This window comes from Paraferrimonas sedimenticola, from assembly GCF_002282855.1.
Taxonomy (GTDB): domain Bacteria; phylum Pseudomonadota; class Gammaproteobacteria; order Enterobacterales; family Shewanellaceae; genus Paraferrimonas; species Paraferrimonas sedimenticola.
Genome location: NZ_NRIR01000004.1, coordinates 228,020 through 240,716, shown reverse-complemented (window position 1 = coordinate 240,716; position 12,697 = coordinate 228,020). Strand labels below are relative to the sequence as shown.

The 12,697-nt window shown below is 53.3% G+C and carries 12 protein-coding genes; 9 read left to right on the top strand and 3 right to left on the bottom strand.

Translation table 11 applies throughout. From position 1 onward, the window contains the following. From CLC93_RS09110 to CLC93_RS09100, 3 genes are all read left to right on the top strand, one after another. Positions 1 to 741 (top strand): phosphoadenylyl-sulfate reductase, encoded by a 741-nt coding sequence (locus CLC93_RS09110; protein ID WP_095505649.1) that lies wholly within the window; start codon positions 1 to 3, stop codon positions 739 to 741. Positions 742 to 789: 48 nt separating this feature from the next. Then, positions 790 to 1,962: a BamA/TamA family outer membrane protein gene (locus CLC93_RS09105; protein ID WP_141237371.1), complete on the top strand. Its 1,173-nt coding sequence runs from the start codon at positions 790 to 792 to the stop codon at positions 1,960 to 1,962. A 128-nt stretch (positions 1,963 to 2,090) separates the two neighbouring features. Further along, positions 2,091 to 3,029 (top strand): chemotaxis protein, encoded by a 939-nt coding sequence (locus CLC93_RS09100; RefSeq protein WP_169902930.1) that lies wholly within the window; start codon positions 2,091 to 2,093, stop codon positions 3,027 to 3,029. On the opposite strand, the gene CLC93_RS09095 is transcribed toward CLC93_RS09100, so the two are convergent. Then, entirely contained in the window at positions 3,016 to 3,510 is a 495-nt protein-coding gene (locus tag CLC93_RS09095) for a L,D-transpeptidase family protein (RefSeq protein ID WP_095505646.1), read from the bottom strand. The genes CLC93_RS09100 and CLC93_RS09095 overlap by 14 nt on opposite strands. Before the next feature lie 222 nt (positions 3,511 to 3,732). Between CLC93_RS09095 and CLC93_RS09090 the strand changes: the two genes are divergently transcribed. Further along, positions 3,733 to 5,481, top strand: a complete 1,749-nt coding sequence (locus CLC93_RS09090) for a formate--tetrahydrofolate ligase (RefSeq protein WP_095505645.1) — start codon at positions 3,733 to 3,735, stop codon at positions 5,479 to 5,481. A 46-nt stretch (positions 5,482 to 5,527) separates the two neighbouring features. Here CLC93_RS09090 and CLC93_RS09085 read toward each other — a convergent pair whose 3' ends face one another. After that, complete coding sequence (locus CLC93_RS09085) at positions 5,528 to 6,469, bottom strand: phospholipase A (protein ID WP_095505644.1); 942 nt, start codon at positions 6,467 to 6,469, stop codon at positions 5,528 to 5,530. 310 nt (positions 6,470 to 6,779) lie between these two features. Here CLC93_RS09085 and cobA point away from each other — a divergent pair, with 310 nt between their 5' ends. From cobA to cysC, 5 genes are read left to right on the top strand one after another with little or no spacing between them, the layout of a single operon-like run. Continuing rightward, positions 6,780 to 7,592: a uroporphyrinogen-III C-methyltransferase gene (cobA, locus tag CLC93_RS09080; protein WP_095505643.1), complete on the top strand. Its 813-nt coding sequence runs from the start codon at positions 6,780 to 6,782 to the stop codon at positions 7,590 to 7,592. Further along, the gene (cysD, locus tag CLC93_RS09075) at positions 7,585 to 8,499 is read left to right on the top strand and encodes a sulfate adenylyltransferase subunit CysD (RefSeq protein ID WP_211286844.1); all 915 of its coding nucleotides are present in this window, start codon (positions 7,585 to 7,587) and stop codon (positions 8,497 to 8,499) included. The genes cobA and cysD overlap by 8 nt, the downstream gene beginning before the upstream one ends. Before the next feature lie 12 nt (positions 8,500 to 8,511). Further along, complete coding sequence (cysN, locus tag CLC93_RS09070; protein ID WP_095505642.1) at positions 8,512 to 9,939, top strand: sulfate adenylyltransferase subunit CysN; 1,428 nt, start codon at positions 8,512 to 8,514, stop codon at positions 9,937 to 9,939. Between the two features lie 6 nt (positions 9,940 to 9,945). After that, the gene (locus CLC93_RS09065; RefSeq protein ID WP_095505641.1) at positions 9,946 to 11,190 is read left to right on the top strand and encodes an SLC13 family permease; all 1,245 of its coding nucleotides are present in this window, start codon (positions 9,946 to 9,948) and stop codon (positions 11,188 to 11,190) included. An 11-nt stretch (positions 11,191 to 11,201) separates the two neighbouring features. Beyond that, positions 11,202 to 11,852, top strand: a complete 651-nt coding sequence (cysC, locus tag CLC93_RS09060) for an adenylyl-sulfate kinase (RefSeq protein WP_095505640.1) — start codon at positions 11,202 to 11,204, stop codon at positions 11,850 to 11,852. A gap of 7 nt (positions 11,853 to 11,859) precedes the next feature. On the opposite strand, the gene CLC93_RS09055 is transcribed toward cysC, so the two are convergent. Next, entirely contained in the window at positions 11,860 to 12,681 is an 822-nt protein-coding gene (locus CLC93_RS09055; RefSeq protein WP_169902929.1) for a TIGR03899 family protein, read from the bottom strand. Positions 12,682 to 12,697: the final 16 nt, after the last annotated feature.

The window sequence follows — 12,697 nt, the reverse complement described above, 5'->3', positions numbered from 1 at the left end:
ATGGCATCACTACCGAGTTTAGCTGAGCTCAATGAGTTATCGGCACAACAACAAGTCGAGGCGTTAGCGCCCGCGAATCAGTTGCTTGAGGCCATGACGCCCGCCGAGCGCTTAGCTTGGGCGGCGGAGCACCTGCCAGGCCCCATGGTGTTGTCCTCAAGCTTTGGGGTACAGGCGGCGGTGATGCTGCACTTAAGCGTGCAGCAGCAAGCGGATATGCCGGTAATCCTGACCGACACTGGCTATTTATTCCCAGAGACCTATCGCTTTATCGATGAGCTAACCGAGCAGTTGCAGCTCAACCTTCAAGTTTATCGAGCCGAGCGTTCACCCGCCTGGCAGGAGGCCAGTTACGGCCAGTTGTGGCTTCAAGGCGAAGAGGGCTTGGCCAAGTACAACCAAATCAACAAGGTTGAACCCATGCAGCGCGCGCTAGAAGAGCATCAAGCGCAAGTGTGGGTGGCAGGACTTCGCCGAGTGCAAGCCAAGAGTCGCGAGCAGTTACCTGTGCTAGCGCTGCAAGGTGGACGCTTTAAGCTTCTGCCGATTGTCGATTGGGACAATCGGCAGGTGCATCAGTACCTCACCGAACATCAATTGTCCTACCATCCGCTGTGGGAACAAGGCTATGTGTCGATTGGCGACACTCACACCTCAAGACCACTGCAACCCGGTGATTTAGAAGAAGATACCCGCTTTTTTGGGCTAAAACGCGAATGCGGTTTGCATTTTGACATATAGCGTTTAGGTTGAATGTAGGGCTTTTTATCCTTAACCAACGGAGCGCACATGCGAAAACTCGCCGCTGGAGTTGCCAGTCTATGTCTTGCCGGGATGACTCCCAGTGCTAGTAGCGCTGATTTTATTGAGCAATTTTTGGATAAGAAGGACGGCTATCTAGACGCCAGTAACTGGCTGTTAAACAACGCCTACGGATTCTTACCCGTGCCAGTGGTGATATCCGAGCCGGCTATTGGTTATGGCTTGGGTTTTGCCCCCGTTTTCTTTCACGAAGCCGAAAAAGACAAGCAAGCGCGGCTGGAGCGTGAAGCCACAGGTGAAGAGCGACAAGAGGGCGATTTTCTCACTCCGCGCGTCTCCCTTGGAGCCTTTATCGCCACCGAGAACGGCACCAAAATTGGCGGTGGTGGTCACTATGGCTCTTATGCTGACGACAAGTATCGCTACATGGGCGGCTTGTTTTTAGTGGATATCAACACCACCTTTTACGACCCCACCGACCAAGCTTGGAAGTTCAATATCAAGGGCGGTTTCATGCTGCACCAGTTCTTGTATCGCTTGGCCGATACCAAGTGGTTTGTCGGTGCCAATCACACCCTGATGTCGAACGACCTCAAGTTTAATCTGGGGTTAGGTATTCCTGGGTTAGACGATAATATTCAGGATAGATTCACCACCTCAGGCCTTGGGGTTATCGCTAAATACGACAATGTGGATAACCTATTTGGGCCGACCTTGGGTTTAGATGCTCAGGCGGAATACAAGTGGTACAACAAAAGCATCGGTAGTGATTTTAACTACAGCAAGTTTCGCTTTCGCAGCTTTTACTACAAACCGTTAAACGAAACTCTGTATGCCGGCGTTCGTCTGGATTACCGTCGCGCTGACGGTTCGCCACCGTTTTGGGAGTTGCCATACATTGAGCTGCCCGGTATTCCCGCGCTGCGCTATCAAGGTGACAGTGCGGCGATGGGTGAGGGCTATTTGCGCTGGCAGTTTCACTCCCGCTATAGCCTAGTGGCCTTTGGCGGCGTCGGACGAGCCTTTGCCAACGGCGATGCGGCGTCGGTGAATCAGTCGCAAAAAGCGCGCTTTGCCGGAGGCCTTGGTTTTCGCTACAACCTAGCGCGTAAATTGGGGATCCACTCGGGCATCGATGTCGCGCGCGGCCCAGAAGAAACTGTGGTTTATATCAAGATGGGCACCGGCTGGCAGTTATAAGGGTAAACCTTGGCGGACGGCTGCCGATAACCGAGATATCCAGTCGTCTTGGTGTCGCTGCCCTTTGACAGTATACTGAGCGCGCAAACATTCCAATGGCTTTCGGCCAGGCAAAAGAAGGATCTGCCGTGTTTCACGCCAAAGTAGATCAGCGTACCAGTCTCGCGGGGAAAAACCGTTTCGAAATGTTGGTGTTTAAGGTCAATCAACAGACCTTTGGTATCAACGTCTTTAAAGTCCGAGAAATCGTTCGACTCACCGAAGTACGCCGTGCTCCGCACATGCATCCTCACCTATTGGGCTTAGCCTCTATTCGCGGTGAAGCGCTCCCAGTGATTAATACGCACAAAGCGATTGGCATGGGCGATAGCCAAAGTGAACAGCCGATGCTGATCGTGACCGAATTCAACCAAAGGGCGCTGGCCTTTTTGGTGGATTCGGTGCAGCACACAGTGACCCTCGATTGGAACGAGTGCGAGCCGCCGCCGACTCGCTACCAACAATCCGGTCTACTCACCGCCTACGCTAACGTCGAGGGCAGCAAGGTTGGCATTTTAGATGTGGAAAAAATCCTGAGTGTGATTGATGGCGAGCGCCGCAATCGACCCAAAGTCGATGCGAATCAAGTTCAACGTGATGACAAGATTCTGGTCGTTGATGATTCGCGTATCGCGCGTCGCCAAGTGACTCGGACGGTTGAATCACTGGGCTTTAAAGCGATTGAGTTTGCCAACGGCAAAGAGGCCTTGCTGCACTTACAACAGCTAGTGGCGGATGGTCTGGAAGTTCAGCAGCAATACGCGCTAATGATAACCGACATCGAGATGCCGGTAATGGACGGCTACACCCTGACCAGTAAAGTCAAAAGTACTCAAGAGCTGCGCGAGTTGACCGTAGTGATGCACTCGAGTTTAAGCGGGGTGTTTAACACTGCCATGACTCAAAAAGTGGGGGCCGATTTCTTCTTGGCGAAATTCGACGCTGAAGCATTGCAAGACCTGATAAAAGAAGCGTTTGAGCTAAGCCAGTCCAAACTGAAAGCTCAATTCGAAGTTACCACTCAATAAAAATCGGCGTGCCTTCTTTGACCAGCGACATGACTTCGTCCATTTCGTCGTTGGTCACTGCGATACAGCCATTCGTCCAATCAAAGTTTTGTGCTAATGGCGAGAATCCCGCCTCTATCGGCTTTTGGCCGTGGATCATCACTCGACCACCAGGACTGACTCCCAAAGCTTTGGCGATGCGTCGGTCTTTGGCGTTGGGGTAATCGATGTGAAAGGAGCGATAGTAGTAGGAGTCTTCCTTCTTGTAATCCAGTGTGTACCAGCCTTCTGGGGTGCGTTGGTCACCTTCCTTGCGTTTGTGCCCTTTGGGTTTACTGCCCAAGGCGATGCGATACTCTTTGACCACTTCATCGCCCGACTTTAAGTACATCTTGCGGATCGACTTGTCCACGTGTACCCAGTCGACCTCGGGTTGAGCCCAAGCATTTTGGCTCAAGCCAAGTAGCAAGGTAAGCATTAGTAAGGCGACACGAGAAAACATAATTAGCGCAAAGGTTCCGTTCTTAAAATCAGTGTGAATCTTGAGTTTTTAGTCTTTTTACCATTTCTTTAACTCAAACCCAAAAGCCTGGTTACATTCATGGTTGGTTTTGGCCAGTAATTGAGCTCAAGCAAGAGAAACTCTCAGATTTCTGCTAGGATCGCGGCCCGAAATTGCCTGATACAGGCGCAGTTTTTTCGCTCCCTAGTCAGAGGTAGTCCCATGCTAGACGACATTAGTATCTCCCGCCAAGCTAAATTAACGCCGATTGAACAAGTGGCGCAAAAGATCGGACTTTGTGAGCAAGATCTGACCTGCTATGGCCCCTACAAAGCCAAGCTCAACGCCAATGTGATTAATCGTCTGCCCGAAGCGGATCGCGGCAAGCTGGTACTAGTCACAGCGATTACGCCGACGCCGCTGGGTGAAGGCAAAACGGTTACGACCGTAGGCCTGTCGCAAGGGCTAGACGCCATCGGTGAGTCGGTGATGGGCTGCATTCGTCAGCCAAGCATGGGGCCGGTATTTGGTGTTAAAGGCGGCGCGGCAGGTGGTGGCTACGCGCAAGTGGTGCCAATGGACGAGCTCAACCTGCATCTGACCGGCGATATTCACGCAATTACCGCAGCGCACAACTTAGCGGCGGCAGCGATCGACGCGCGCTTGTTCCACGAGCAGCGCTTGGGTTATGACGGCTATGCTGAGAAGACTGGCTTGAATCCAGTGCGCATTGACCCTGATCGCATTTGCTGGCGTCGAGTGATGGACCACAACGACCGCAGTTTGCGCGAAATTAAAATCGGCCTGTGTTCTGGTGAAAAGAACATCAACGGCGTGGAGCGCAACGACGGTTTTGACATTACCGCCGCGTCTGAGCTGATGGCAGTGCTTGCTTTGGCCAAAGACTTGGCTGACTTGCGCGAGCGTTTGGGTCGTTTAGTGTTGGCGTTTGACCTCGATGGCAAGCCTGTGACCGCTGAAGATCTGCAAGTGGCCGGCGCGATGGCGGTGGTACTTAAAGAAGCCATTAGCCCTAACCTGATGCAAACTCTGACCGGTGTACCTATGTTGGTGCACGCAGGACCTTTTGCCAACATTGCCCACGGCAACTCATCTATCATCGCCGACCGCTTAGCGCTTAAGTTGGCGGATTATGTAGTGACTGAGGCAGGCTTTGGCTCAGACATGGGCTTTGAAAAAGCTTGTAACATCAAAGCGGTGCAAGCGGGCAAAGGGCCGGATTGTGCCGTGCTAGTGGCCACCCTTCGCGGATTAAAAGCCAACTCGGGCAAGTATCAATTAAAGCCGGGAATGGCGCTACCTGAAGCCTTGTTCGAACCGGATGGCGAGGCCTTACAGGCAGGTCTGGAAAACCTTAAAGGTCATATCGACAATGTGCGTCGCTATGGTGTGCCAGTGGTGGTGGCGTTGAATCGCTTTCCTGGCGACACTGATGCAGAACTGGCTGTGGTGCGCGAGGCCGCATTGGCGATGGGCGCCGATGATGTTGCCATTTCCACCGCCTTCGCCGAGGGCGCGCAAGGGGCTGCCGAGTTAGCCCAAGCCGTGGTTAAGGCGACCGCCAAAGGGGCTCAATTCACGCCTTTGTACGATGCGGCCAACACCGGCTTAATGGACAAGTTACTGACCATAGTTGAAGCCACTTATGGCGGCAGCGGTGTGGAGCTTAGTGACACAGCCAAAGCTCAGCTTGAGCAGTTAACCGAGCAGGGCTACGGTCACTTGCCTTTGTGCATGGCGAAAACGCCGCTATCGCTGTCGCATGACCCAAGTTTAAAAGGCCGACCAAGTGGTTTTAGCGTGCCCGTGCGCGAGCTGAAACTCTGTGCTGGAGCGGGTTTTGTGTACGCCCTTTGTGGCAAGGTGTTAACCATGCCGGGCTTGTCGGAAAAGCCGGCATTCATGAACATGGACATCGATGAGCAGGGCAACATTATTGGCCTAGCCTAAGCTAGCTTGTGTTCATAAAAAAGGCGCCGATGGGCGCCTTTTTACGTTAGAACAGGTCGTTAACCGACAAGCCGATACCAATTCGTTGGTTGTGGTGATTGTAGTCAATCAGGCTCTCGCCATAACCGTTGAAGTACTGAGCGTAAAAACGCAAATTACCCTTGATGGGGTAGCTCCAATTGACCTCTATGGCGCCGCGATTATCTTTGAAATTCAGATTGTTTCTCAGCAGCATAGTGATGCGTTGTTTCCCCAGTCCATAGCCAAATAACAGCTCCATATTGCCCAGATAATCCTCGATGTCTGGATTGTCATCACCCTTGGGTTGCATGGGGTCTGATTTAGCCTTCTCTGGAATTCGATACCAAACCTTGGCCGCCAATGCCAAATTGCCCTTATCAAAGGCTGCTGCGGCGTAAATGCGATTCCAACTGCGCGATTGCGGTTGCGAGCGTCCGTTGGATTGGTGCACTACTCCAAAGCCGTACATGGAATTTCGAATACCCATCCACTCGGCATCGTTGTTGAACAACAAAAAGGCTTCGGGTTCGTGGTTGATCTCGCGAAACGGCGAGGAGATTTCCTTGTTATATACCTGCCAGTAGGACTGGTTGGTGTAAGCCACAAACAGATGGCCGTTGTCGTTAAAGAGGTTGGTGGCAACCGGTAACTTGAAGCTGATTTGAAACTTGGCTTCCATGTTATCCAGCCCTACGTCCTCTGGGAACGCTGAGCCATCACGCACGGGAGCTCCGTTGGGGCGACTCATGTAGGTCACAGGCAGTATGTAGTTGACCTTGTGGGTGGACAATATGTAGTCGTCACCGATTTGCGCTGACTCTTTGGCGATCCGCTGTTGCAGCAACGACGGGTCGTCCTCATTTTGCTCGACCGCTTCGGTTTGTTCCGCTCGTTCTTGTTTAGGCTCAGCGGCAAATACCGAAGAGCAGGCGAGGGTTAGCAACAGGGCTAACAGGCGCTTGGACATTATGTTTCATCCATGAAAAGACTAATACTGAAGATTGTAACAGGCTTGGGTTGGTAATGTGCTCATAAAAATTCCCTGAACCCAGCGTTTTGGTTAACTCTTAACTTGCTGTTATTTTTCTTTATAAGCTCAAACTTATGGGTTAATTGTTGCGAATTGGCGGTCATTTGGTGGCATTGCGGGAGCAGGGCGGCCACTGGCTTTATGGCGCTTTATATGACCAAACGTTATATAGAATCGATTTTTGATATTTTTTAGGGAATAAGGCTTGAGGGTATAGTCGAGCGACATCATTAGAGAGAGTGAAACTATGTCCTTGCTATCCCACCCGGCAAAAGGAACGCCGGCCAAGGTTTATCTGGTTGGTGCCGGCGCCGGTGATGCCGATTTGCTGACCCTTAAAGCAGCACGCTTGTTGGCACAAGCCCAGTGCGTGCTGTTTGATGCCTTGGTGGATCAAAGTGTGCTCGACCTAATCAACCCCAACGCCAAACGCATCGCGGTGGGTAAACGCGCTGGTCGTCACTCCGCCTCGCAAAGTGAAATCAATCAACTGCTGGTAACCAGTGCCTTTAACAGCAACGGTGCCGTGGTGCGCCTTAAAGGTGGCGATCCACTGGTGTTTGGCCGAGCGGCGGAAGAGCTAGAAGCGCTGCAAGGCGCTGGCATCGAATTTGAAATCATTCCCGGTGTTACCGCGGCCTCAGCGGCCGGTGCTTATGCCGGTATTCCACTGACTCACAGAGGATTGAGTCGCGGCATATCCATGGTCACAGGCCAGTGCATGGCGAAAACCTCGCCTGCGCGTTGGGCACAGTTTGCTCAACCCGAGCACACTCTCGTGATTTATATGGGCCTGCAAAAGGCCGACGATATTGTCACTGGACTGATACAAGCCGGTCGCGCGGCTTCAACACCGGCGGCCATCATAGTGAACGCCGCTCGTCCTGAGCAGCAAAGATACCTGTGCCCATTGAATCAATTGCCCGACTTGGCTCACGAAGTGAAAGGTCAAGGGCCCGCCTTGCTGATCATTGGCGAGGTGGTGGCTTTAGCGGGACAAATCGATTGGTACCAAGGGCATACCCAAACAGATGCAGTAGAGGAGCGTCATCATGGCTGAAGCGAGTTTGGCTTTGACCCATTTGCAGCAATTAGAAGCTGAAAGCATTCATATTTTTCGCGAAGTGGCTGCCGAATTTGAAAACCCAGTGATGTTGTACTCGGTGGGGAAGGACTCGGCGGTGCTGCTGCATTTGGCGCGCAAGGCCTTTTACCCGGGCAAGATTCCGTTTCCACTACTGCACGTGGACACCACCTGGAAATTCCGCGAAATGATCGAGTTTCGCGACCGCATGGCCAAGGAAATGGACTTGGACCTGCGAGTGCACATCAATCAACAAGGCAAAGCCTTAGGGGTGAACCCTTTTGTGCACGGTTCGGCTAAACACACAGACATCATGAAGACTCAGGCGCTGAAGCAGGCGCTGGACCAATACGGCTTTGATGCGGCCTTTGGTGGGGCTCGCCGCGACGAGGAAAAGAGTCGCGCCAAAGAACGCGTGTATTCGTTTCGCGACCGTCACCACGCTTGGGACCCTAAAAATCAGCGTCCTGAGCTGTGGCGCAACTACAACAGTGCGATTAACCCAGGCGAAAGCATTCGCGTGTTTCCACTGTCGAACTGGACCGAGCTAGATATTTGGCAATACATCTATCAGGAGAATATCGACATTCCTGAGTTGTACTTCGCCAAGCCGCGCCCTGTGGTCGAGCGCGACGGTCAGCTGTTAATGGTGGATGACGAGCGCATGCCATTGGAGCCTGGCGAGCAGCCGCAAACCAAAATGGTGCGCTTTCGCACTCTGGGCTGTTATCCGCTAACGGCTGCGGTGGAGTCAAACGCCACTGATTTGTTGGGCATTATCGAAGAGATGTTGGTGACCCGTTCTAGCGAGCGTCAGGGCCGACTGATTGACTCAGATCAGGCAGGGTCGATGGAGCTGAAAAAGCGCCAGGGCTATTTTTAGGAGAAGAAAGCGGTGAATGCGCAAGTAGAACAACAACTTAAGCATCTAGGTATCAGTCGCTATTTGGAGTCGCAGCAAACCAAAGGTCTGCTGCGCTTGTTGACCTGTGGCAGCGTAGACGATGGCAAGAGTACGCTAATCGGGCGCCTGCTACACGATAGCGCGCAGATTTTTGAAGACCAATTGGCCACCTTAAAAGCGGACAGCGCCAAGATGGGCACAACAGGCGAAGAGTTGGACTTGGCTTTGCTGGTGGACGGCTTGCAAGCAGAGCGCGAGCAAGGGATCACCATTGACGTGGCCTACCGCTATTTCGCCAGCGACAAGCGCAAGTTCATCATAGCTGATTGCCCTGGACACGAGCAGTACACTCGTAACATGGCCACCGGAGCTTCCACTTGTGAATTAGCTGTATTGCTGATTGACGCCAGCCAAGGCGTGCAAACCCAAACTCGTCGGCACGCTTATATTGCCCATTTACTGGGGATTAAGCATCTAGTGGTGGCGGTCAACAAAATGGATCGAGTGGGCTATCAAGCCGGCCACTACCAAAGCGTGGTGGACGATTTCGCGGTCTTTGCCAAACAGCTAGGCGGCGCACGAGTGAGTTATGTGCCTGTGAGCGCGCTTGAAGGGGATAACGTGGTTAACCCGAGCGCCAATATGCCTTGGTATCAAGGTGAGACCCTGCTAGGGCTGTTGGAGCAAGTGGACACTCAAGCCGATTTAACCGCGGCACCTGCGCGATTCCCAGTACAGTTTGTGCAGCGCCCTAACAGTGATTTTCGAGGCTACGCCGGTACCTTGGTCAGCGGAAGCTTAAGCCTTGGGGATTTGGTGTCTGTATATCCAAGCCGACAAAGCGCGCGCATCGAGCGCATTGTCACCTTTGAGGGCGAGCTGGAACAGGCCAATGCCGGGCAGGCGGTGACCCTGACCTTGGACAAGGAAATCGATATCTCTCGCGGCGATGTGATTGTTGCCGAAGAGGGGCAGCCGACGTTAGCCAACCATCTCACCGCTGAGTTGGTGTGGTTGAGCGAAACCCCTATGGTGCTTGGTCAGGTTTACGATTTCAAACTGGCGGGCCGTATTGTGCAGGCCAAGGTCGAAGGCATCGACTACCAGGTAGACGTCAACAGTTTGAGTAAACACAGGGGTGAGACGCTCGGCTTGAACGACATCGCTCGTGTCACTCTGTCGCTTACCGAAACCTTGGCGATTGATGCTTTTGACGCAGTGCCGCAAACCGGTTCGGCAATTCTTATCGACCGACTGACTAATGCCACAGTGGCGGCGGCCATGCTGGTCAAAGGGCGCTTGTTCCAAGCCGAGCCTGAAGCACGAGCCTTTAGTGAATTTGAGCGAGAGTTAAATGCGCTGGTTCGCAAGCACTTCCCACACTGGCAAGCCATCGATTTGGACCGCCTCAAGGAGTAACCCCTTTTGGCTGAATGGAGTCTGGCCGCCATCTTACTTGGGCTGATGGCGGCGCTTATTAGCGGGCGTTGGCCGGTGCCTTGGGTATTTGCGGCGGCTGTGCTTGTCAGTTGGCTGGTGGGCTTGGCCGAGTGGCAGCCTTTGCTCAATGCCTTCGTGCAAGAGTCAATTTTGGCCTTGGTGTTATTGGTTAGCGCCAGCGCAGGACCTGCCAAAAGCTGGCACTTACGTCGTTTTGGCGAGTGGTTAGTTGGGCATAGCCCTCGAGCGAGCTTACTCAAGTTGGGGCTGTCGAGCGGCTTGTTGTCTGCAATGGCTAACAACACCGCTGTGGTCGCTTCGCTGCAGCAGACCTTGTCGAGCCACCACCCCCAACAGGCGTCGCGCTTACTCTTGCCCTTGTCTTATTTCGCCATCTTAGGTGGCACTTTGACGCTGGTGGGGACTTCGACCCATCTGATGGTTAACGCCTTAGTGGTGCAAGCCGAGCAAACCCCAATCGGCTTTTTTGAAATGACGCCAATGGCGTTATTGCTTTGGCTCGGAAGCGCGGCGGTGTTGGTTTTGCTAGCGCCATTAGTGACACCGACGCGCTCCACTGCTATCGCAAGGTTCGACGATAGACCACAGCAAAGCGGCGACGATAGCCTGCCCAGACGAACCAGTGTTTGGGTTAACTTGGGATTTGTTGCGGCACTTGCACTGGCGGCGGGGCAGTATCTGTCATTGCCGATGGCCATGGTTGTTTTACTGCTGGGTTATATCGGCTTTGGCGTTCTCAGCCCACGCCAGTGGCTAACTAGCATCCCGTGGGGCTTATGGGTGATTTTGGCCTGCGCGTTTGGCTTAGCTCAGTTGACCCTATCCAGCGGCTTAGCCGATGTGATTGCCACTCAGTTGCAGAGTCAGCTGCACCCACTGGGGTGGATTGGAGTGCTAGCGGGCTTATACCTGCTGACTTGGTTAATGACTGAGCTGATGACTAACACAGCTGCGGCGGCCTTTAGTTTGCCGGTGGCGTTGGCCAGCGCTCAGCAACTGGGAATGGACCCTAGACCCTTTATCATGGTGGTGATGTTTGGCGCCAGCGCGAGTTTTTTATCGCCCTTTGGCTATCAAACTCACTTGATGGTGATGGCCAGCGGTCATTATCGCCTGCAGGACTACCTGCGTTTTGGCGCGCCGTTGGCCTTGGTATACGGTGGGTTAGTGCTCACTGCACTGCCTTGGTTTTTTCCGATAACGCAATAACGAGAGTTCAGATGACACACACAGCTTCGAGTAATACTGTTTATCAGCAGCATCCAGTGAGTTCGGCTCAGCGAGCACAGCTCAAACGCCAACAACCTGTGGTGTTGTGGTTTACTGGGCTATCGGGCTCGGGCAAATCGACTCTGGCGGGTGCCTTAGAGCAGGCGCTGTGGCAAGCCAATCGCCATACCTATGTGCTTGATGGCGATAACGTGCGTCACGGTCTTTGTGGCGATCTCGGTTTCAGCCAAGAAGACAGAGCCGAAAACCTTCGTCGTGTGGCGCACAGTGCCGCGCTGATGCTAGACGCTGGGCTGATTGTGCTGTCGGCGTTTATTTCACCCAGTCGAGAAGAGCGCCAGCGGGTGCGTAAAATTATTGGTAGCGAGCGCTTTATTGAAGTGCACGTAGCGACGCCGATTGAAGTGTGCGAGTCGCGAGACCCCAAAGGGCTATACGCCAAAGCCCGACGTGGTGAGATCCCTAATTTCACCGGTATCAGCGCGCCTTATCAAGAACCCCTAGAGCCCGAGTTGCGCCTAGATACCAGCAAGGTTGAGCTGCCTGAATTGGTGCAGCAGTTAATGGCTTATTTGAATCAGCGCGGCATTCTCGATGAAGCGCCGGTTGACGATATTTCGCTGCGCTCTAGTCAGACTTAATCTCGGGCTAGCTGCGCTTGAATACAAGCGCGTTGTCCAGAGTTTGAGTGAACGCCCCCTGCCAGTCGCTATCGCCTTGAATTTGCATCAATTGCGCTAGCTCATGAGCAATCGGTGAGAATCGGAAATAACTAAAGCTTGAGTGACGCTGGCGCGTGGTCGCTATCCAGCGTTGAGCGCCGTTGCTCAAGGTCAGCTTGCTTCCCTTGGCGTACTGGCCACTTTCAAGTTCACTGCTGTACAAAAGTTGCAGCTCAATCAAACGTAAAATCGCACTGTATGGCAGGCCGAATTGCGACAGGCGCACGCTAACTTGATTGTCTTGTCCAAACAGCGAACTCAATCGCGCCGGCCAGCGCCAGCTAGTGAGCAGTCGCAAGCGTCCATCGCCGTTGACCACCATGGACAACTCCAGCGCTTTGCGTAGGGTTTGCGCGTCTTTTTGAGTTAGGCGGGTGAGGGTGGTCAAACTGGCTATGCTAAAGGCGCCGGGGTTGGCCAGTTCATTGGCTAAAATCTTGGCCCACAGCCCTTGCATTTTGGGCTGGTGAACCTTCTCCGCCAGTTGTAAAAAATGATGCAGCCAGTCTGGGTCGAGCTCATGGCCGATGACTCCAGAATCCGCTTGTTGCAGACATTGCTGATAAATGGCTTCTAAATTAGCCTGATAGCCCATATCGCGAAGGTGCTGACGTTGTTGGGCGCGCTGAGCCAAACTGGCTTTGGCTGGGTCGTAGCCAGGGCCGCTGGCAAGTCCAATGTGGCGGGCTAGCTGGGAGGCTCGTTGGCGAGCCGAGGTCTGGTGGTCGCTTTCCTTTAGATGGGTCACGGTCGGCTTCCTTGCG